We start from the raw sequence: 20,621 nt of genomic DNA, 5'->3' as shown, positions 1-20,621 counted from the left end.
GGCACAAGTCCCGGCTTCCTTACGTCAGGAATTGAGTGGGAGACGTCCTGTCAATCGTCTCAATTGCCGGACGGGGCACGCCAATTCATAGGCATCCCGTAGATCCCGCCCGCCGCAGGAATGGGTGGCCAGGCACTCCAGATGCCGGTCCGCGACAGCCACCTTGGCCACCGCGCTCAGAACCCCCGCCGAATCCGCCGGCTCGGTGAACGGCGCCGTCGGAAACCGTGATCCGTACGCCGCGTGTGCGCCCCATACGGTCAGCCGCTCCACAAAGAACGAGGGCAAGAGGGAAACCACGGCGCAGTGGTCAGATCTGCACGGGCACCGACGAACCGTGCAGCAACGTCCCGTTCAGGTTGAAGAGATGAAGTCCCGCCATGTACGCCGAGGCTAGTACGCGGGGTTACTCCCGCTGTCAGACGCCCCTGGCGCTGACGCCCGGCACCGTGTTTCACGTGAAACTAAGCCGCCCCGCACGCCGGGCCAACCTCGTCGTCCATGTAGCCGCGTCCGCCTGCTGGCTCGGGCTCACGCTCGGGCTGCTCGCGCTGGGGATCACCGCGACCACCACCGGGTCCGCGGCGACCGTGGAGGCCTCTGTCCGCGCCATGAAGACCTTCGCCGACTGGCTCCTGCTCCCCCTCGCGTTCCTCACGTTCCTCAGTGGCCTGGTGCTGTCCCTGGGCACGCCATGGGGACTGGCGAGGCATCGGTGGGTCTACATCAAGTTCTGGCTGACCCTGGCCACGGTCACGGCCACCGTCTTCGCCCTGCGCCCCGGGGTCGACTCCGCGGTCACCGCTGTGTCCGCCGGTGGGCCACTGCCCGATCCCGGTGACGTCCTCTTCGGGCCGATCGTCTCGCTGTCCGCGTACCTCTTCATGACGGTGATCTCGATCTCCAAGCCCTGGGGGCTGACCCGACGCGGGCAAAAGATCCGTACGGCTGCCCGCAAACCGGTGGACGTCGGAGCCACCGGTCGGACAGCCTGACCTGCGTGTCGACTTCTTCCCCTGCCGCTCTGCCCATTCGCCGTCTGACGCCTCGCGATCTCTCCGCCTGCGCCGACCTCTCCGAGAACCGGGGCTGGCCCCGCGAGGAACACAAGTGGGGTCTGCTGCTCGCGGCGGGCACGGGCTACGGGATCGACGATCCCGGCGGAGGCCTGGTCACCGCGTGCATCGTGACCGCCTACGGGCGGCCTGACCAGCCCGATCTGGCAGCGATCGGCATGGTGCTGGTCGCCGAACGGCATGCCCGCCAGGGCATCGGGCGCCGGCTCATGCGACATGTCATGGCCGAGCTGGGGACTACCCCACTGACCCTGCACGCCACACCGTACGGCCGCCCCCTCTACGAGGAACTGGGCTTCAAGACTGTCGGACGGGCCGATATGGTCCGCGGCCACTTCGTTCCCGGCGGCCCGGAGCCCAAGGTCGCCACCCGTCCGGCCACGGCTGGCGACCTCGCCGCGATCCTCCACCTCGACGAGGAGGTCTTCGGCACAGACCGGACGCACATGATCACGCGACTGCCCGCCTTCTCCGACCAGTTGCACGTCGCGGAGGAGGACGGCCGGATCATCGGGTACGCGGCGGCCTGGCCCAACATGGACAGCCATGTCGTGGGCCCGCTGATCGCGCGGGACACCGAGGCGGCGAAGGCGCTCATCATCTCGCTGGCCTCACGCACCGACCGCCCACTGCGCACCGACATCGATGTACGGCATGAGGAGTTGCTCGCATGGGTGAATGAGCGCGGGCTCACCTCCCTGAGTTTCAACGCGGTCATGACGTACGGCATCGGAGAGTTGCCCGGCGACTGGACAAGGCGGTTCGCTCCCCTCACCGTTGCCGCGGGCTGAACCGCTGGCCGCGAAAACGATGAATCGTTCGGTTCCTGAAGGGCCGGTTTACCTAGGACAGGTCCCAGGCGTGTCCTAGGCGATGGCCTTCACCGCTGCGGTGGCGAAGGCGTGGTCCTGCTCCGGCGCGCCGACTCCGATCGCGCCGATCAGGCGACCGTCACGGTGGACCGGGACACCGCCCGCGATGAACAGGAGCGGGCGGTCGAGCGCCGTCGGCAGGGTGTGGAAGGGCCCTCCGGGCTGGACGGCGTCGACGAGGTCTGCGGTGGAGGTGTCGAGCTGCAGCGCCGTGTAGGCCTTACGGGTGCTGGTCTCGCCCGAGATCAGCACCGCTCGGTCATCCCGCTGGAAGGCGAGCAAGTGGCCGCCCGCGTCGAGGACCGTGACACTGACCGTGACGTCGCCGGCTTCCGCGGCACGACGGGCGGCTGCGACGAGAACCTCGGCGTCCTGGATGGTCAGCGGGGTGACGGTGGTGCTGCTCATGAGGGGTTTCTCCTTGCGAGGTGTACTGCGTCTGTGTGGGGGATGCCTGCTGGTCGGAAACATGCCCGGCCCCTCAGTTGTGGACGACGGACCGCTGCTTCACGGACTGCGCCTGCTCCGCCCCGGTGACGACCTGATCGGCCGCGTGGTCGGCCGAGTCGGCACGGCGCTCCAGAGCGGCCGAGAGGACGGCGAGGAGCAGCGCGGCGGCGGCCAGGACGGCGCCGACCCAGTTGGGGGCGGTGTACCCCAGGCCTGCGGCGATCACGACGCCACCGAGCCAGGCCGACAGGGCGTTGCCGAGGTTGAAGGCGCCGATGTTCACGGCGGAGGCGAGCGTCGGGGCGCCGTGTGCCTGATCGAGCACCCTCTTCTGCAACGGCGGAACGGCGGCGAACCCGAGGGCGCCGATCAGCACGATGGTCACTGCCGCTGCGATCTTGTTGTGCGCGGTGAGAGTGAACAGGGCGAGGACGACAGCGAGGGAGCCCAGTGACACGTACAGCATCGGCATCAGGGCGCGGTCGGCGAACCTGCCACCGACGAGGTTGCCGCCCACCATGCCGAGGCCGAAGAGGACGAGCAGCCAGGTGACGGAGCCGTCGGCGTAACCGGCGACCTGCGTCATCATCGGCGCGATGTAGGTGATCGCCGCGAAGACTCCGCCGAAGCCGAGGACGGTCATCGCCATGGCGAGCAGGACCTGGACGTTCTTGAAGGCGGCCAGTTCGTGACGCAGTCGCACGCCTTGCGGCTTGGGCATGTCGGGCACCAGCTTGGCGATGCCCGCCAGGCCGAGGACGCCCAGTGCGGCGACGACCGTGAAGGTGACGCGCCAGCCGACGGACTGTCCGATGAGAGTGCCCAGCGGTACGCCGACGACGTTGGCGACGGTCAGGCCGGTGAACATCATCGCGATGGCGCCGGCCTTCTTGTCCGGCGCGACGAGGTCGGCGGCGACGACCGCACCGATGCCGAAGAAGGCACCGTGCGCGAGCGAGGCGACCACGCGTCCGATCAGCATGACGGAGAACGTGGGGGCGACGGCGGAAAGCAGGTTGCCGACGATGAACAGTCCCATCAGCAGCATCAGTATCCGCTTGCGGGACATTTTGGTGCCGAGCGCGGTCATGAGGGGCGCGCCGAACATGACTCCGAGCGCGTAGCCGGTCACGAGGAGCCCCGCGGTGGGGATGGAGACACCGAAGTCACCCGCGATCTCGGGCAGCAAGCCCATGATCACGAACTCGGTGGTTCCGATTCCGAAGGCCCCGATCGCGAGGGCCAGAAGCGCGAGAGGCATGAGGGGAGTACCTTCCCAGAAGATTGCAGGAGCGCTTAACGCGTGCCAACAATAATTGCAGACGCGGGTTAAATGCAAGAGCGGTATATTTCGGCCGTGCCCTATCCTGGTGTCAGCCGCTCGGTGACGGAGGAAATGCCATGACAGCGACGGACCCCGCACTCACCGCTCTCGCTCAGGGGTGGTGCGCCCTTTCTCTGCTGCACGGGAGGATCGAGGCGCACATCGAGCGGGCCTTGCAGACCAAGCACGGCCTGAGCGTGCGTGAGTACTCGCTCCTCGATGTCCTCAGCCGCCAGCACGACGGCGACGGCGGCCATCTACAGATGAAGCAGGTCGCCGACGCGGTCGTCCTCAGCCAGAGCGCCACCACTCGCCTGGTGACCCGGCTCGAGGACCGCGGCCTGCTTGCGCGCTACCTGTGCCCCACCGACCGCCGGGGCATCTACACGAATGTCAGCGAGGCGGGGCTCCAGCTCCTGGAGGAGGCCCGGCCGTCCAACGACGCGGCACTGCGCGAGGCACTGGACGAAGCGGCCAAGAACCCCGAGCTGGCTCCTCTGGTTCGCGCCGTGGAGTCGGCGAGCGCTCCCACTCCCGCGTAGGCAACAGGCTCGAAGCAGTGTTCTGCCTAGGCTGTCGTCATGGGAGATCTTGAAATACGCCCCGCAGTCGCGGACGACGTCCCCGCGATCGTCGCGATGCTCGCCGACGACCCGCTGGGCGCGCAGCGCGAGTCACCGGACGACCTGGCCCCGTATCTGACTGCGCTGGAACGCCTCAGCGGCGATCCGAACCAGCACCTGGTCGTCGCCGTGCGCGAGGGCCGTGTCGTGGGCACCCTCCAGCTCACCATCGTTCCCGGACTGGCCCGCAAGGGAGCGACCCGCGCGATCATCGAAGCCGTGCGTGTGCACGCCGACGAGCGAGGCAGCGGTCTGGGCACCCGCTTCATCGAGTGGGCCGTGGACCGTTCCCGAAGCGAAGGCTGCCAGCTGGTGCAGCTGACCTCAGACGCCACGCGGACAGACGCTCACCGGTTCTACGAACGTCTCGGTTTCACGGCATCGCACGTCGGGTTCAAGCTGCAGCTCTGAGTCGCGTGACGCTGACGACGGATCCATGGGTCACGGTGTGACGGGGGCGTTGTTTCACGTGAAACAACGCCCCCGTCACACCACACCGAGCGACGTTCCGAGAGGGTGACTACTTGATCCCGCGCCATCCCTCGGGGTCCACCCCACCCGGGATCGGCAGGCCCTCGCCGTACGGCTGCCGCGTGAACACGAACGACCCGAGGTCCAGGTGGCTCACCGACCCGTCGGGGCCCTCAACGGCCCGTAGCGGCTCGCCTGCGTAGTAGCCGTCGAGCCCCGTCCAGGACCCGTCGGCCTTGACCCGAAAACGAGACCGTCGGCCGTTGCCCGACAACGGCCCGAGCGTGACGTCCCCGTCGGCTGTGAGACGCAGCGCGAAAGCGTGTGTCCCCCAGTACCACGGTCCGACCAAGTCGAGTACCGACCGGTCGACTTCGGTCAAGGGCCGCCACGGCTCGGGGATTCGAGGCTCGGCCTCCGCGACGATACGTACGAGGTCGGCGGCGACCGTCGACACCGGCGGGCCCGAGGTGCAGTTGACGAGTACGACGGCGGCCAGGTCGTCCTTAATGCTGATCATGAGCCCTGCGAGAAAGCCCGGGAGGGAACCGCCGTGCCCCACCAGGGTCCGGCCGTCCCGGTGCTGAATCTGCATCCCGAGGCCGTACGCAGCACCGGCAGCCACTTCCTCCACTTCGGCCGGAGCGGCGGGCGTACGCATCTCCCGCACGGACTCCGCGCTCAACACCCGGTCGTCACCTTGGGCGAGGAAGACGGCAAAGCGCGCCAGGTCGCCGCTGGTCGACCAGAGCTGGCCGGCCGGCGCCATCCGCCCCAAATCCTCACTCGGCTCGGGAAGCATCACGTCCGCCCAGGGGTGCACGGCCCAGCCGCCCGCATGAGGCGCCCGCGGTTGTCCGCTCGTCCGGTGCAGTCCCAGCGGCTCGAGCACCTCGCTCCGCAGGACCTCCTCCCACGGGGCGCCCCGCAACTCCTCGACCAACGCGCCCAGCAATGTGTAGCCGGGGTTCGAATAATGGAACCGTCGGCCGAGCGGATGCCGGTACGGCTGCTCGCCCAGTACATCGGCCAGTTCGGGGCGCAGTGATCCGGGAGTCCGTTCCCACCAGGGGCTGGGCGACTCGGCAGCCAACCCGCCAGTGTGTGCGAGGAGTTCGACGATCGTCGCCTCCCCCGCGCCCGTACCCGGAAGATGTTTCTCCAGCGGATCGCCCAGGTCGAGCACGCCCTCGTCGCGCAGCCGCAGAACCAGGACGGCGGTGAACGTCTTGGTGATCGAGCCGATGCGGTACTGCACATTCTCGTCGGGTCCGTGCCCGTCCACCGAGGTACGGGACCCGTGCCATACCGCCTTCCCGCCGCGCACGACCGCAGCCGCCAACGACGGCGCCCGTCCTTCCGTCTGAGCGGTGGCGATTCTGTGCAGCAGGGCACGGCGCGTGGCGGGAAGCAGCTCTTCCGCAGATGTCGTCGTCATGGCCCAAGTCCACCTGCCCCGACGTCTCACGTCGAGCGCATTTGCCGCCGGGCGGGGTGGTTCTCAGCTCTCCCTGTGCGTCGGCTCAGGAGCGGTGCGGCCAAGGACCGGCCCGCGATCGAGCTGTTCTTCGAGTTGCTCGACGAGTTCCGTGCCGAACAGGGCCAGCCGGGGGCCTAGGGCTCGCCTAGGGGGTGCATCACCCCAAAGGGTGAGAGCCCCGACCAGCAAGTCTCACGGAGACGGTACGGGCGGATATCAGGTCTGCGCCATGTCCACGAAGCGCGAGTAGTGGCCCTGGAAGGCGACCGTGATGGTGGCCGTCGGGCCGTTTCGGTGCTTGCCCACGATGATGTCCGCCTCGCCCGCGCGCGGCGACTCCTTCTCGTAGGCGTCCTCGCGGTGCAGCAGGATCACCATGTCCGCGTCCTGCTCGATGGAGCCGGATTCACGTAGGTCGGAGACCATCGGCTTCTTGTCGGTGCGCTGCTCGGGACCACGGTTCAGCTGCGACAGCGCGATGACGGGCAACTCCAGCTCCTTGGCCAGCAGCTTCAGGTTTCGCGACATGTCCGAAACCTCCTGCTGCCGGCTCTCGGAGCGCTTGCCGCCCGACTGCATCAGCTGCAGATAGTCGATGATCACGAGCTTCAGGTCGGCGCGCTGCTTGAGTCGGCGGCACTTGGCACGGATCTCCATCATCGAAAGGTTCGGGGAGTCGTCGATGTAGAGCGGAGCGGCCGAGACGTCCGGCATCCGGCGTGCGAGCCGGGTCCAGTCCTCGTCGGTCATCGTGCCGGAGCGCATGTGGTGCAGGGCCACGCGCGCCTCGGCGGACAGCAGACGCATGGCGATCTCGTTGCGGCCCATTTCGAGCGAGAAGATCACGCTCGGCATGTTGTGCTTGATCGAGCAGGTTCGGGCGAAGTCCAGCGCCAGCGTCGACTTACCCATGGCGGGACGAGCCGCGATGATGATCATCTGGCCGGGGTGCAGGCCGTTCGTGAGCTGGTCGAGGTCGGTGAAGCCGGTCGGCACTCCGGTCATCTCCCCCGACCGCGAACCGATCGCCTCGATCTCGTCGAGCGCGCCCTCCATGATGTCGCCGAGCGGCAGATAGTCCTCGGTCGTGCGCTGCTCGGTGACCGCGTAGATCTCGGCCTGGGCGCTGTTGACGATCTCGTCCACGTCACCGTCGGCCGCATATCCCATTTGCGTGATGCGTGTGCCGGCCTCAACCAGGCGGCGCAGAACCGCGCGCTCATGGACGATCTCCGCGTAGTACTCGGCGTTGGCCGCCGTCGGGACCGTCTGCACGAGGGTGTGCAGATACGACGCGCCGCCGACCTTGGTGATCTCGCCGCGCTTGGTGAGCTCGGCGGCGACCGTGATCGGGTCGGCCGGCTCGCCCTTGGCATAGAGGTCGAGAATCGCGCCGTAGACGGTCTCGTGCGCGGGCCGGTAGAAGTCGTGGCCCTTGAGCACCTCGACGACATCGGCGATGGCGTCCTTCGAGAGCAGCATGCCACCGAGGACGGACTGTTCGGCATCGAGGTCCTGCGGCGGGACGCGCTCGAAGGACGAGCCCGCGCCGTCCCAGGCACTGTTGTCCGAACCGCGGTCGTGCTGATCCTCTCGACCCCGGCCCCCACCATCGCGGCGCTGGCGGGAGACGGGCAGACGGTCACTGGGACCGCTGTCGGCCCACGGGTCGTCCAAGGGCTCGGAAATACTCACCGGGCCACCTCCTCCCGTCCGCCGAGCGGACCTCGCCGTGCCCCTCATTCCTACGGCACGACACTGACAAATGAGACGCCCAACTCCGGTTCTGACGCGTCGGTTTTGCGAGGTTTCCGCAGACGGAGGAGGGAGAGGGTGCCGCACCACGGTAGGCCCGTCGGCACCGTCAGCCAATCTGGTTATCCACAGGCCATGTGGACGACGGCCCCGATGCTGTGGAGAACCCCGCAAAACCTGTGCACGACCCGGTGGACAGGCCTGTGAACAAGCACTCAGCTTCTTTTCGCCATGGCCTCTGACCTGTGTTTATCCCATCCACCGGCTGTGCAGAAGAAAAACTTTTCGCGTCAGCCCAAGATCTGCGCGAATGGCACGCGGCAAGGCATCGCACGAGTTTGCCAGTAAGGGTCTATGAGCACTTGCATCTCTTACCTGTGGAAGATTACATTGATGTGCATGACACAGGCTCCCGCGGCCCCCAGGGCCACCCGGCGTCGGCACGATCGCGAGATCGTCGCACTGGCCGTTCCGGCCTTCGGCGCACTCATCGCCGAGCCTCTTTTCCTCATGGCCGACACCGCCATCGTCGGCCATCTCGGCACCGCGCAACTCGCCGGTCTCGGAGTCGCTTCCGCCCTCCTCGCCACAGCCGTCAGCATCTTCGTCTTCCTCGCGTACGCCACCACGGCCGCTGTCGCCCGACGGGTCGGCGCGGGAGACCTTCAGGCCGCCATCCGCCAGGGCATGGACGGCATCTGGCTCGCCCTGATGCTCGGCGCCGCCGTCATCGCCGTTGTTCTGCCCACCGCACCCTCACTGGTGGAACTCTTCGGGACCTCGGAGACCGCCGCCCCCTACGCCATCACCTATCTTCGTATCTCGGCGCTCGGAATCCCCGCGATGCTCGTCGTCCTCGCTGCCACCGGAGTTCTGCGCGGCCTACAGAACACGAGGACACCGCTCTACGTCGCCATCGCGGGATTCGTCGCCAACGCCGTGCTCAACGTGGGTCTCGTCTACGGAGCAGACCTCGGCATCGCCGGCTCCGCCTGGGGCACCGTCATCGCCCAGTTCGGTATGGCCGCGGCGTACCTTGTCGTGGTGGTCCGGGGGGCACGCAAGCACGGTGCTTCTCTACGGCCCGACGCGGCCGGGATACGCGCCTCAGCCCAGGCCGGTGCACCGCTACTCGTCAGGACCCTTTCGCTGCGCGCAATCCTCATGATCGCGACCGGCGTCGCCGCCCGCCTCGGAGACGCCGACATCGCGGCCCATCAGATCATCCTGTCCCTGTGGACCCTGTTCGCCTTCGCGCTCGACGCCATCGCCATCGCGGGGCAAGCCATCATCGGACGCTATCTCGGCGCGGGCGACACCCAAGGGGCCCGTGTCGTCTGCCGCCGCATGGTGGAGTGGGGCATCGCCGTCGGCGTCGTGCTCGGTGGCCTGGTCATCGCCTTCCGCCCCCTTTACCTCCCACTGTTCACCAGCGACTCAGCCGTCCACGACATAGCGTTGCCCGCTCTGCTCATGGTGGCGCTCTCCCAGCCGATCTGCGGCATCGTCTACGTCTTGGACGGCGTTCTGATGGGTGCGGGGGACGGCCCGTACCTCGCGCGCGCCATGCTGCTTACCCTGGCGGTCTTCGCGCCGGTGGCGCTGCTCATACCCGCCTTCAGTGGCGGGCTCACCGCCGTCTGGGCTGCGATGACCCTCATGATGACCGTACGCATGCTGACTCTGTGGCTACGCACCCGCTCGGGCCGCTGGATCGTCACGGGCGCTACGCGCTGACTGTTTCACGTGAAACGGGATCGCCCACGTTTCACGTGAAACGAGAAAACGGGCCCCGCCACAACGGCGCTGCCCTGCTGGTTCGCTGGCTGGCTGGTTCGCCTCGTTTCACGTGAAACAGGACGTCGACCCGTACAGAGGTCGACCCGTACAGAACCGCCCTTCTCAGCCCAGCAGCCCATACAGCCCGGCAGCCCGGCAGCCCGGCAGCCCGGCAGCCCAAGTCTGGTGAAGACCCGAGCCATATGAAGAAGGGCCGCACCCACGCGGGGTGCGGCCCTTCTCTCAGTTCTGCCGAGCGCAGCGATCAGGCTGCGACAACCTCGATGTTGACCTTGGCGGCAACCTCGGGGTGCAGACGCACAGACGTCTCGTGGGCGCCCAGCGTCTTGATCGGCGCGCCCAGCTCGATGCGGCGCTTGTCGACCTCGGGGCCACCGGAAGCCTTGATCGCCGAAGCGACGTCGGCCGGGGTGACGGAACCGAAGAGACGACCGGCGTCGCCGGAGCGGACGGACAGGCGGACCTTGACGCCTTCGAGGCGGGCCTTGATCTCGTTGGCCTGCTCGATCGTCGCGATCTCGTGGATCTTGCGAGCACGACGGATCTGCTCGACGTCCTTCTCGCCACCCTTGGTCCAGCGGATAGCGAAGTTCCGCGGGATCAGGTAGTTGCGAGCGTAACCGTCCTTGACGTCGACGACGTCGCCCGCGGCACCGAGGCCGGAGACCTCGTGGGTGAGGATGATCTTCATGAGTCGGTCACCCTTCCCTTATCGCGCGGTGGAGGTGTAGGGCAGCAGCGCCATCTCACGGCTGTTCTTCACGGCCGTGGCGACGTCACGCTGGTGCTGCGTGCAGTTGCCGGTCACGCGGCGGGCACGGATCTTGCCGCGGTCGGAAATGAACTTCCGCAGCATGTTCGTGTCCTTGTAGTCCACGTACGTGACCTTGTCCTTGCAGAATGCGCAGACCTTCTTCTTCGGCTTGCGCACAGGCGGCTTCGCCATGTGTGTCTCTCCTGTGTGATCAAGAAGTGTGGGTACGACCCACCCTCGGCGCTGGGCCTAGAAGGGGGGTTCGTCCGAGTAGCCGCCACCGGAACCGCCGGAGCCGCCGGAGCTTCCGCCCCAACCGCCGCCACCGCCACCGGAAGCGTCGGAGCCGCCGGCCTGGTTGCCGCCGCCGGCAGGAGCGCTGGTCGCCCAGGGGTCGTCGGCGGGAGCACCGCCGCCGCCCTGCTGCTGACCGCCGCCGGAGCCTCCGCCCCAGCTGCCGCCCTGCTGACCGCCGCCACCGCCGCCGCTGTAACCGCCCTGGCCACCTCGGCCGGTGGTCTTGGTGACCTTGGCCGTGGCGTTCTTCAGGCTGGCGCCGACTTCCTCGACGTCCAACTCGTAGACCGTGCGCTTGACGCCCTCACGGTCCTCGTAGGACCGCTGCTTCAGCCGGCCCTGCACGACGACGCGCATGCCTCGCTGAAGCGACTCGGCGACGTTCTCCGCCGCCTGACGCCAGACCGAGCAGGTCAGGAACAGGCTTTCGCCGTCCTTCCACTCATTGGTCTGACGGTCGAAGGTGCGGGGAGTGGACGCGACACGGAACTTCGCGACCGCCGCACCGGACGGGGTGAAGCGCAGCTCGGGGTCATCGACAAGATTGCCGACGACCGTGATGACGGTCTCGCCTGCCATGGGGGAACCTCTCGGCGGGTTTGCTGCTGGCTGCTTGGTGCTGCTACTCGATGCCCGAGATCAGCTGAGCTGGAAAGCTCAGTGGGTCTCGGGACGGAGGACCTTGGTCCGGAGGACCGACTCGTTCAGGTTCATCTGGCGGTCGAGTTCCTTCACGACCGCAGGCTCGGCCTGCAGGTCGATGACCGAGTAGATGCCCTCGGGCTTCTTCTTGATCTCGTACGCGAGACGACGACGGCCCCAGGTGTCGACCTTCTCGACCTTTCCGTTCGCCTCACGGACGACGGAGAGGAAGTTCTCGATCAGCGGCGAGACAGCACGCTCTTCGAGATCGGGGTCGAGGATGACCATCACTTCGTAGTGACGCATGTATAACCCACCTCCTTTGGACTCAGCGGCCACGGTCGATCCGTGGCAGGAGGGTTGTGATGCGTTCGCAACGGTATCGGCCGCCACTGACAATCGGACCGCCGATCAACGAACTGAGCGAAGGACCATGCCATGGTCTGAGTGGTCTGGGCAGACACCGGTGCAGAGGGTACAGAGTACCCGCTCGTCGCCTTCCGGTTGAAATCAGGGGCCGGTGAGCGTCAGTCTGTACACATCGGGTGTGTATGGCGCTACGATGCGCCGCCTTCCGCAGGAGGTGCCACATGGCACAGGCATTGCGATCCAACACCGCCGGTTCCCTCTTCGCCACCGACAACAAGCCGCATCCGCTCCAGCACGCGCTGCTCGCCGTGACGCTGGTCCTCGGGGTGACGGCCTTCGTCTCCGCGATGTTCCACAGTCTCCATCTGCTCAGTTCCTGGGCAGGACTGGTGGGGATCATCACGGGCGCGTACGGACAGTTCGTGTCCGAGACGACCAGGGAACGCTTCGGGCTGGTCCTGGGTCTGGGTGCCTCCGCCGTGGGCTTCTTCCTCGGTATGGCACACGGCGGTCTCTTCGGCGGCGTCATCGGCTGACGGCAGCGGGGAGTCGGTGGCCCCCGGCGGCCCTCCCGACTCCCGGCCACCCGTCGACAACATCTCCGGCTGCCCCGTCCGCGTATCGGTCTGGGCCCGGGACGCATACGGCCAGTCAGGGCGCTCTCAGGGCGCAGTAGGCTTCGGCGCGAGAGCCGGAGCCCCTGTATCCATGGGGACAGACCAGCCCGAGGAGCACCCCGAATGAGTCTGACCCTGAGGACCATCAGCCGAGAGCAGCATCTGGCTTACCTCCAGAGCCTGCCCGCGGCCAGCCACATGCAGGTCCCGGCCTGGGCAGACGTCAAGGCGGAGTGGCGCTCCGAGAGCCTCGGATGGTTCGACAACAGGTCCGGCGAGATCGTCGGGGCCGGTCTGGTCCTGTACCGCCAGCTCCCCAAGATCAAGCGCTACCTCGCCTATCTGCCCGAGGGCCCGGTCATCAACTGGTTCGCGCCGAATCTGACCGACTGGCTGGATCCGATGCTCGCGCATCTCAAGCAGCAGGGCGCCTTCTCCGTGAAGATGGGCCCGCCGGTGATCATCCGGCGCTGGGAGGCCACTTCGATCAAGAGAGGCATCCAGGACCCGGATGTGAAGCGCCTGCGCGACATCGAGGCCGACTTCATCGAGCCGCGCGCCTTCGAGGTGGCCGACAAACTGCGGCGTATGGGCTGGCAGCAGGGCGAGGACGGCGGGGCGGGCTTCGGCGACGTACAGCCCCGCTACGTCTACCAGGTGCCGCTGGCCAACCGGTCGCTGGAGGATGTCCACAAGGGCTTCAACCAGCTCTGGCGGCGCAACATCAAGAAGGCCGAGAAGGCCGGCGTCGAGGTCGTCCAGGGCGGCTATCAGGACCTGGAGGAGTGGCAGCGCCTCTACGAGATCACGGCTCTGCGCGATCATTTCAGGCCACGACCGCTCTCGTACTTCCAGCGTATGTGGACGGCTCTCAACGCCGAGGACCCCAACCGCATGCGGCTGTACTTCGCGCGGCACGAGGGTGTGAACCTGTCGGCCGCGACGATGCTGGTCGTCGGCGGGCACGTCTGGTACTCCTACGGCGCCTCCGACAACATCGGGCGGGAGGTCCGGCCCTCGAACGCGATGCAGTGGCGGATGCTGCGCGACGCCTACGCGCTCGGCGCAACCGTCTACGACCTGCGCGGCATCTCCGACTCGCTGGACGAGACGGACCACCTTTTCGGCCTCATCCAGTTCAAGGTGGGTACTGGCGGGCAGGCTGCCGAATACCTCGGCGAGTGGGACTTCCCGCTCAACAAGCTGCTTCACAAGGCGCTCGACATCTACATGTCGCGCCGCTGACGCACCAGAATTCGTCTTGGTCCCCCCGACATACGCTGCATACGCTGCTACACCGCTGCCACGAGAAAGGTTCCAGGTCCGGACATGGCGCTCACGCTCTACGTCGACACCGCACGCTGGCGGGCGCACCACAAGCACGTGTCCGAGCAGTTCCCGGGGCTCGTGCCCGTCTGCAAGGGGAACGGCTACGGCTTCGGCCAGGAACGGCTCGCCGACGAGGCCACCCGCCTGGGCTCGGACATCCTGGCCGTCGGCACGACCTACGAGGCGGCGCGGATCAAGGACTGGTTCGGCGGCGACCTGCTGGTGCTGACGCCGTTCAGACGGGGCGAGGAGCCCGTACCGCTGCCCGACCGCGTCATCCGTTCCGTTTCCTCCATCGACGGCGTGTACGGCCTCGTGGGCGCCCGTGTCGTCATCGAGGTCATGTCCTCCATGAAGCGACACGGAGTGAGCGAGCGGGACCTGCCCCAGCTGCACGCCGCCATCGAGAACGTGCGGCTCGAGGGCTTCGCGATCCACCTGCCCCTGGACCGTACCGACGGCTCGGACGCCGTCGAGGAGGTCATCGGCTGGATGGACCGGCTGCGCGCGGCACGGCTGCCGCTGCACACCATGTTCGTCAGCCATCTCAAGGCGGATGAGCTCGCCCGGCTGCAGCAGCAGTTCCCGCAGACCCGGTTCCGGGCCCGTATCGGCACGCGGCTGTGGCTGGGGGACCACGACGCCACCGAGTACCGCGGAGCCGTCCTGGACGTCTCCGCCGTGGCCAAGGGCGACCGTTTCGGCTACCGCCAGCAGAAGGTCGCCTCGGACGGCTGGCTGGTCGTCGTGGCAGGCGGTACGTCGCACGGAGTGGGCCTGGAAGCCCCGAAGGCCCTGCACGGCGTCATGCCACGTGCCAAGGGCGTCGCCCGGGCCGGCCTCGCCACGGTCAACCGGAACCTCTCGCCGTTCGTCTGGGGCGGCAAGCAGCGCTGGTTCGCGGAGCCCCCGCACATGCAGGTCTCGATCCTCTTCGTGCCCTCGGACGCTCCCGAGCCGAAGGTCGGCGAGGAGTTGGTGGCCCATCTGCGGCACACCACCACGCAGTTCGACCGCGTGGTCGAGCGCTGACCTCGCGGAGCCGGCCCCGCGCCAGGCCCGAACACACGCGCAAGACCGGGCCCGAAAACACGCCAAAGTCCGGGTCCGCACACACGCCGAAGGCCGTACACGGGCTCCGTGTACGGCCTTCGGCGTGTGTGACCCACACCCTGTTCGCTCAGAGCGAACGCGAACTTCTGCCGGGTTCTCCGCCGCTGCCCCACTCCACGTACGGGCCCTCGAAGTGCGCCGCGTGTCGCGGCGGACGGGAGGCGGCGCCCAGGGCGAAGACGTCCTCCGCCCCGTCCAGCACACCGCCCGACGGGTCGTCGTCGCCGGAGCGGCGCACCAGGTCCCGTTCCGGCATGAGGATGTCGCGCACGATCACGGCGCAGAGGTACAGCGTCCCCAGCAGGTGGGCGGCGATGGCCAGTTGGTACCCCTCCTGGGGCAGCCCCTTGTGGGCGTCACCGCTGGTCGTGTAGGCGAGGTACATCCAGATCCCGAGGAAGTACGCGACCTCGCCCGCCTGCCAGATCAGGAAGTCCCGCCACTTCGGACGGGCCAGCACGGCGAGGGGAATGAGCCACAGTACGTACTGCGGCGAATAGACCTTGTTGGTGAGGATGAAGGCCGCCACGATCAGAAACGCCAGCTGGGCGAAGCGGGGCCGGCGCGGGGCGGTCAACGCGAGCGCCGCGACACCCACGCTGGAGACCAGCATCAGCACCGTGGCCAGCGTGTTGACGGTGTCGGTGACGAGCGGTGTCTCCATGCGCTGGGAAAGGATCAGCCAGAAGGAGCCGAAGTCGACGCCGCGCTCCTGGCTGAACGTGTAGAACTTCGACCAGCCCTCGGGCGCCAGCAGTATGACCGGAAGGTTCACGACCAGCCAGGATCCGGCGGCACCGAGCAGGGCCGTGCCGAACTCACGCCACCGGCCCGCCCGCCAGCAGAGCACGAACAGCGGTCCCAGCAGCAGCACCGGATAGAGCTTGGCGGCCGTGGCGAGCCCCAGGAGGACCCCGAAGGCCAGCGGACGGCTCCGTGCCCACATCAGCATCGCGGCGGCCGTCAGAGCGACCGCCAGCAGGTCCCAGTTGATGGTGGCGGTCAGCGCGAAGGCGGGTGCCAGAGCGACCAGCAGGCCGTCCCAGGGCCGCCGCCGGTGAGTTCGGGTCACACAGACGGCGATGACGGCCGTACAGGCCATCAGCATCCCGGCGTTGACCATCCAGTAGACCTGCTCCTGGTCCTGGATACTGCCGCTGCCCGGCGTGAGCCAGGAGGCGACCTCCATGAACACGCCGGTCAGCACCGGATACTCGAGGTACTCCATGTCGCCCTCGAGCTTGTCGAAGTACGGCACGAGCCCGTCGGCGAAGCCCCGCCCCTGGTAGAGATGCGGGATGTCCGAGTAGCAGGCATGCGTGTACTGGGAGCTCGCTCCGAAGAACCAGGCACCGTCGTAACAGGGCAGCTTCTGCACCATGCCGAGGGCGAACATGCCGATCGCGACGAGTGCGACGACCCGCACGGGAGTCCACCAGGACGTCCCTGCCAGCGCACGCCGCCCGAAGGGGCCTCCGAACAGCTCACTGCCGGTCGCGGCGACCGGGTCCTCCTTGGTCGGCCGCACCAGATCTGGCTCGTGCACGCTCGCGCGCGTCGTTTCTGCACTGGGCATGCCGCACATCCTGCCGTACGTGTCTGAGAAGCCGCCGGGGGCGGGCGGGTTCGGCCCCCGCCAGGCACCCGCCGGGGCAGCGCGGCCTGTACCTCGCAGGCGGACCTCTTGGAGCCGCCGTGGCCGCAGTCGTGGCTGCGGTCGTGGCTGCAGGGGAGACCTACCAGCCCATTCGTTCACGCTGCTCGTCGGATCCTGACCGTCCAAACACAGATGGCCGCCGACCGGAGTCGGCGACCACCTTGCGTCCGAGAGACCTCGACCGGCTAGCCCGAGGAACCTTGGATCAGACCACTGTTCCCGTTCCCTCTGCTGTTGCCCTCTTCTTCCTCGGATTCCGAGGCTGAGGCGCTCGGGCCCGCGTTCGTACCCCCGGCGTCGGACGAGCCGGTGTTGGCTCCACCGTCGTCCTGGCAGTCGAAGTCGAAGTCGGCACAGCTCTCACTCGTGGTGGGGCTCGGAGACGTCTCGCTCTCCGTCGGCGTGGGAGTCGGCGATCCGGTCTCTTCTTCTTCCTCCTCCGTCTGGGTGGGCGTGGGGATCACCGACGGGGTCGGGAGGTCGTTGACGACCTCGCCGATGTCCACGGGCGTCGGGAACTGCTCGACCTTCGCGTTCTTGAGCGCCTGCTCCATGTAGTCGTGCCAGATCTCGGCCGGGAACGAGGCACCGTGGATCTTGTCCTGGCCACCCGTTCCGTACATCTCCAGGAACTCGCGCTTCTTGTTGGACTCGTCGTCGTCCATGCGGTACATGGAGACCGCGGTCGAGAGCTGCGGGGTGTATCCGACGAACCAGGCGGACTTGTTGCCGTCGGTCGTACCGGTCTTGCCCGCCACCGGCCGGTTGTTCAGCCTCGCCGGCTTACCGGTGCCCTCGTCCACGACGGTCTTGAGGACGTCGGTGACGTTGTCGGCGACCTCCGGAGTGAAGGCCAGCTTCGTCTTGGCCTTGTTCTCGTGCTGGAAGACCGTTCCGTCCTTGTCGGTGATCTCGTCGACCGAGTACGGCTCGTTCTGCTTGCCGCTCGCCGCGAAGGTGGCGTACGCACCCGCCATCCGGATCGCGCTCGGGTCGGAGGTACCGATGGAGAAGGACGGGACGCTGGCGCTGGCCAGGCTGCCTTCCTTGATGCCCGAGTCCATGGCGGACTCCCTGACCTTGTCGAGGCCCACGTCCATGCCGAGCTGGACGTACGCGGAGTTGGACGAGACCCTCATCGCCTCACGCAGGTCGATCCGGAAGCTGGGCGGGTTGTAGTCCTCGTTACCGTCGTTCCGCTGCAGCCACTCCTTGTCGTCCTTGTCCTTCCAGACCGTCCCGTCGTAGTTCTCGATCTTCAGCTTGTTCTCGCCGCTGTAGATGCTCTTGGGAGAGACCTTCTTCCTCTCGTCCTGAGCCTGGGTCGGCTCCAGGTCGGGGTCGAGGATTCCCCACTTCATGGCAGCCGCGAGAACGAACGGCTTGAAGGTCGAACCGACCTGGGCACCGGTCTGGTCGGCGTTGTTGGTGAAGTGCTCGGTCGCGTCCGCACCGCCGTAGATGGCCTTGATGGCACCGGTCTCCGGCTCCACCGAGGCCCCGCCGAACTGGACGTGCTGGTCCGTCGCCGGGCGGGCCTTCGGCTTGATGTTCTTGTCCTGGACCTTCTTCACCGCGGCTTCGAGCTGCTTGACCTTCTTCTTGTCGAAGGTCGTGTGGATCTCGTAGCCGCCCTCCCGAAGCTGCTTCTCGGTGATGCCGGTCTTCTCGCTGTTGTTGACGATGTACGCCTTGGCGAGGTCGACGAGGTAGCCGACCTGGCCGCCCAGCTGGGCGTTCGACCGCGGGCTCTGGAGCTTGGGGAAGTCGGGGTACTCGGCCCTCTTCGCTTCCGTCAGATGCCCGTCCTTGACCATCTCGCCGAGGATCCAGCGCCACCGGGTCTCCGCGCGCTCACGGTTGGCAGCGGGCGTGGCGGACGGGTCGATCGACTCCGCGCCCGCCGGGTCGTAGTACGTGGCTCCCTTGAGCACCGCCGCCAGGAAGGCGCACTGGCTCGCGTTGAGGTCCTCGGCCTCCTTGTCGAAGTACGTACGCGCGGCGGCCTGGATTCCGTAGGCCCCGCGGCCGTAGTAGGCCGAGTTCAGGTAGCCGGCCATGATGTCGTCCTTGTCGACGTTGGCGCCGACCTTGATGGAGACGAAGAGCTCCTTGAACTTCCGCGAGAGCGTCTGCGACTGGTCCTCCAGCATGGCGTTCTTCACGTACTGCTGGGTGATCGTGGAGCCGCCCTGGGTCTGGCCGCCCTTGGCCATGTTGAACAGGGCCCGGCCGACACCCATGGGGTCGACGCCCCTGTCGCTCTCGAACGTCTTGTTCTCGGCCGAGATGACGGCGTAGCGCATCTCCTTGGGAATCCGGGAGTAGTCGATGATCTGCCGGTTGGTCTCACCACCGGTGGCGACCATCCGGGTTCCGTCGGACCAGTAGTAGACGTTGTTCTGCGCCTCCGCCGTCTTGGCTACGTCCGGAAGGCCCACCAACGCGTACGCGACTCCCGCGACCGCCATCATGCTTCCGAAGAAGCCGATGAACAGTCCCGTCACAAGCTTCCAGGACGGCACCCAACGTGCCGCCCCGTACTTGCCCGCACGCGGGTAGTCGATGATCCGCTTCTTCGGCGGTACGGACCCGCGCCCGCGGCCCCGGCCGGGGCCTGTGGGCCCGCCGGGGCCACCGCGTCGGCCGCCACCACCCTGGCCACCCTGCCCCGCGCCGTCGGCCGCTCTGCGTCGACCGCCGCTGCTGCTTCTCTGTGACGCCCGCCGGGCGTCGGCGCGGCTGCCGGGCAGGCGTTCCTCACCCCCCGAGCCATAGGAATCGGAAGGAGACTCGGTTTCGCCTCGCGGTGCCGCACGGCGGCCGGAGGACGAGCCGGTCTGACCGCGTCGAGACGCGGCACGTCCGCCGCCCTGCGGCTGCGGCGATTTGCGACGGTGCTCGCTCATCGAACGATTACTCCTCGGGCAGGCGCACCTGGGCGCACCTGGAAACGGCGGCTGGTTTCCGGTCCCCCCGAAGTACGGATGCGGTCGTTTTTACATTCATCCGTACCGCACCGAGGACAGAGACGTCCCCAGGCGTCACTCGGTTCCCGGTGGTTTGCATGGCGCACAGACTACGCACCGTCAAAACCAGCCTAGGGCCGAAGTTCACCCCAAATCGGGCAACTTACTTCTTAAGAATCGGTGATGTGACGCCGTTCACCGCTCCCCCTCTTGTCGCACGAGGAGGACCGATCTATCGTTCTGATGTATCGAGTCGATACATCAGCTCGGCATAAAGACCGTCACGGCAGGGCCGCGGCAGAGAGGAGGCGACAATGAGCCGGCGTTCCGGGATCCTTGAGTTCGCCGTCCTCGGCCTTCTCCGCGAGTCCCCGATGCACGGCTATGAGCTGCGCAAACGCCTCAATACGTCACTGGGTGTGTTCCGTGCCTTCAGCTACGGGACGCTCTACCCCTGCCTCAAGACGCTGGTCGCCAACGGCTGGTTGATCGAGGAGCCGGGGAACACCTCCGAGGACGCCCTCGCGGCCCCCCTCACAGGGCGCCGCGCCAAGATCGTCTATCGGTTGACGGCGGAAGGTAAGGAGCACTTCGAGGACCTGCTCTCGCAGACAGGTCCCGACGCGTACGAGGACGAGCACTTCGCTGCTCGTTTCGCCTTCTTCGGCCAGACGTCACGGGACGTACGGATGCGGGTCCTCGAAGGCCGCCGCAGCCGACTCGAGGAGCGCCTGGAGAAGATGCGCGCCTCGCTGGCGCGCACCCGGGAGCGCCTCGACGACTACACGCTTGAGCTCCAGCGCCACGGAATGGAGTCCGTGGAGCGCGAAGTGCGCTGGCTGAACGAGCTCATCGAGAGCGAGCGGGCAGGACGGGACCATCCGCGTCCCGGACCTGACGGCTCCGCTCAGCAGGACAACACATCTGGGGAGTCGGGCGGCCTGCCCCGGCCCGGGAGTACCCCCGGGCCGGATCCGTCCGATGACACTGCCACGTGAAGTCCGCTCAGGGCTTCACCGAGTA

The 20,621-nt window shown here is 67.3% G+C and carries 19 protein-coding genes and 1 pseudogene; 9 read left to right on the top strand and 11 right to left on the bottom strand.

Going from position 1 to position 20,621, the window contains the following annotated elements:
• Nucleotides 1-24: 24 nt before the first annotated feature.
• Nucleotides 25-382, bottom strand: a pseudogene (locus tag AB0D14_RS12365) (hypothetical protein).
• 76 nt (nucleotides 383-458) lie between these two features.
• Between AB0D14_RS12365 and AB0D14_RS12360 the strand changes: the two are divergent.
• Both AB0D14_RS12360 and AB0D14_RS12355 read left to right on the top strand, forming a co-directional pair.
• Entirely contained in the window at nucleotides 459-995 is a 537-nt protein-coding gene (locus tag AB0D14_RS12360; RefSeq protein ID WP_362777513.1) for a DUF2269 family protein, read from the top strand.
• A 5-nt stretch (nucleotides 996-1,000) separates the two neighbouring features.
• The gene (locus AB0D14_RS12355) at nucleotides 1,001-1,867 is read left to right on the top strand and encodes a GNAT family N-acetyltransferase (protein WP_362777511.1); all 867 of its coding nucleotides are present in this window, start codon (nucleotides 1,001-1,003) and stop codon (nucleotides 1,865-1,867) included.
• Between the two features lie 75 nt (nucleotides 1,868-1,942).
• Here the strand turns inward: AB0D14_RS12355 and AB0D14_RS12350 are convergent, their stop codons facing one another.
• Nucleotides 1,943-2,356, bottom strand: coding sequence for a heme-binding protein (locus AB0D14_RS12350; RefSeq protein ID WP_362777510.1), 414 nt, complete (start codon nucleotides 2,354-2,356; stop codon nucleotides 1,943-1,945).
• A gap of 73 nt (nucleotides 2,357-2,429) precedes the next feature.
• A complete protein-coding gene (locus AB0D14_RS12345; RefSeq protein ID WP_362777508.1) occupies nucleotides 2,430-3,659 on the bottom strand; it encodes an MFS transporter in 1,230 nt (409 codons plus the stop codon).
• Nucleotides 3,660-3,799: 140 nt separating this feature from the next.
• Here AB0D14_RS12345 and AB0D14_RS12340 point away from each other — a divergent pair, with 140 nt between their 5' ends.
• Complete coding sequence (locus tag AB0D14_RS12340) at nucleotides 3,800-4,264, top strand: MarR family transcriptional regulator (protein WP_362777506.1); 465 nt, start codon at nucleotides 3,800-3,802, stop codon at nucleotides 4,262-4,264.
• A gap of 39 nt (nucleotides 4,265-4,303) precedes the next feature.
• Nucleotides 4,304-4,756 carry a GNAT family N-acetyltransferase gene (locus AB0D14_RS12335; protein WP_362777505.1) on the top strand — a complete coding sequence of 151 codons (453 nt, stop codon included), beginning with the start codon at nucleotides 4,304-4,306 and terminating at the stop codon, nucleotides 4,754-4,756.
• Between the two features lie 109 nt (nucleotides 4,757-4,865).
• Here the strand turns inward: AB0D14_RS12335 and AB0D14_RS12330 are convergent, their stop codons facing one another.
• Nucleotides 4,866-6,254, bottom strand: coding sequence for a serine hydrolase domain-containing protein (locus AB0D14_RS12330; protein ID WP_362777504.1), 1,389 nt, complete (start codon nucleotides 6,252-6,254; stop codon nucleotides 4,866-4,868).
• A gap of 258 nt (nucleotides 6,255-6,512) precedes the next feature.
• Nucleotides 6,513-7,991 (bottom strand): replicative DNA helicase, encoded by a 1,479-nt coding sequence (gene dnaB / locus AB0D14_RS12325; protein WP_362777502.1) that lies wholly within the window; start codon nucleotides 7,989-7,991, stop codon nucleotides 6,513-6,515.
• A 459-nt stretch (nucleotides 7,992-8,450) separates the two neighbouring features.
• Between dnaB and AB0D14_RS12320 the strand changes: the two genes are divergently transcribed.
• Complete coding sequence (locus tag AB0D14_RS12320; protein ID WP_362777500.1) at nucleotides 8,451-9,788, top strand: MATE family efflux transporter; 1,338 nt, start codon at nucleotides 8,451-8,453, stop codon at nucleotides 9,786-9,788.
• Between the two features lie 307 nt (nucleotides 9,789-10,095).
• Here AB0D14_RS12320 and rplI read toward each other — a convergent pair whose 3' ends face one another.
• The 4 genes from rplI to rpsF form a co-directional block, all read right to left on the bottom strand.
• Entirely contained in the window at nucleotides 10,096-10,542 is a 447-nt protein-coding gene (rplI, locus tag AB0D14_RS12315; protein WP_362777499.1) for a 50S ribosomal protein L9, read from the bottom strand.
• 18 nt (nucleotides 10,543-10,560) lie between these two features.
• Nucleotides 10,561-10,797 carry a 30S ribosomal protein S18 gene (rpsR, locus tag AB0D14_RS12310; protein ID WP_003949403.1) on the bottom strand — a complete coding sequence of 79 codons (237 nt, stop codon included), beginning with the start codon at nucleotides 10,795-10,797 and terminating at the stop codon, nucleotides 10,561-10,563.
• Nucleotides 10,798-10,854: 57 nt separating this feature from the next.
• Nucleotides 10,855-11,481, bottom strand: a complete 627-nt coding sequence (locus AB0D14_RS12305) for a single-stranded DNA-binding protein (RefSeq protein ID WP_362777497.1) — start codon at nucleotides 11,479-11,481, stop codon at nucleotides 10,855-10,857.
• 78 nt (nucleotides 11,482-11,559) lie between these two features.
• Nucleotides 11,560-11,850 carry a 30S ribosomal protein S6 gene (gene rpsF / locus AB0D14_RS12300; RefSeq protein WP_028804085.1) on the bottom strand — a complete coding sequence of 97 codons (291 nt, stop codon included), beginning with the start codon at nucleotides 11,848-11,850 and terminating at the stop codon, nucleotides 11,560-11,562.
• 284 nt (nucleotides 11,851-12,134) lie between these two features.
• Here rpsF and AB0D14_RS12295 point away from each other — a divergent pair, with 284 nt between their 5' ends.
• The 3 genes from AB0D14_RS12295 (at nucleotide 12,135) to AB0D14_RS12285 (ending at nucleotide 14,891) form a co-directional block, all read left to right on the top strand.
• Complete coding sequence (locus AB0D14_RS12295) at nucleotides 12,135-12,449, top strand: hypothetical protein (RefSeq protein WP_362777495.1); 315 nt, start codon at nucleotides 12,135-12,137, stop codon at nucleotides 12,447-12,449.
• A 204-nt stretch (nucleotides 12,450-12,653) separates the two neighbouring features.
• Nucleotides 12,654-13,775 (top strand): peptidoglycan bridge formation glycyltransferase FemX, encoded by a 1,122-nt coding sequence (gene femX / locus AB0D14_RS12290; protein ID WP_362777492.1) that lies wholly within the window; start codon nucleotides 12,654-12,656, stop codon nucleotides 13,773-13,775.
• An 84-nt stretch (nucleotides 13,776-13,859) separates the two neighbouring features.
• The gene (locus AB0D14_RS12285) at nucleotides 13,860-14,891 is read left to right on the top strand and encodes an alanine racemase (RefSeq protein WP_362777490.1); all 1,032 of its coding nucleotides are present in this window, start codon (nucleotides 13,860-13,862) and stop codon (nucleotides 14,889-14,891) included.
• Between the two features lie 148 nt (nucleotides 14,892-15,039).
• Here AB0D14_RS12285 and AB0D14_RS12280 read toward each other — a convergent pair whose 3' ends face one another.
• Both AB0D14_RS12280 and AB0D14_RS12275 read right to left on the bottom strand, forming a co-directional pair.
• Nucleotides 15,040-16,557, bottom strand: coding sequence for a glycosyltransferase 87 family protein (locus AB0D14_RS12280; protein WP_362777488.1), 1,518 nt, complete (start codon nucleotides 16,555-16,557; stop codon nucleotides 15,040-15,042).
• A 257-nt stretch (nucleotides 16,558-16,814) separates the two neighbouring features.
• Complete coding sequence (locus AB0D14_RS12275) at nucleotides 16,815-19,538, bottom strand: transglycosylase domain-containing protein (RefSeq protein WP_362777485.1); 2,724 nt, start codon at nucleotides 19,536-19,538, stop codon at nucleotides 16,815-16,817.
• A gap of 374 nt (nucleotides 19,539-19,912) precedes the next feature.
• On the opposite strand from AB0D14_RS12275, the gene AB0D14_RS12270 reads away from it, so the two are divergent.
• Complete coding sequence (locus AB0D14_RS12270) at nucleotides 19,913-20,596, top strand: helix-turn-helix transcriptional regulator (protein WP_362777483.1); 684 nt, start codon at nucleotides 19,913-19,915, stop codon at nucleotides 20,594-20,596.
• Nucleotides 20,597-20,621: the final 25 nt, after the last annotated feature.

The organism is Streptomyces sp. NPDC048484, assembly GCF_040651415.1.
In the GTDB taxonomy this organism is placed as follows: domain Bacteria; phylum Actinomycetota; class Actinomycetes; order Streptomycetales; family Streptomycetaceae; genus Streptomyces.
Note: the sequence above shows the minus strand (reverse complement) of the source record. Positions and strands in the feature narration are given on the sequence as shown.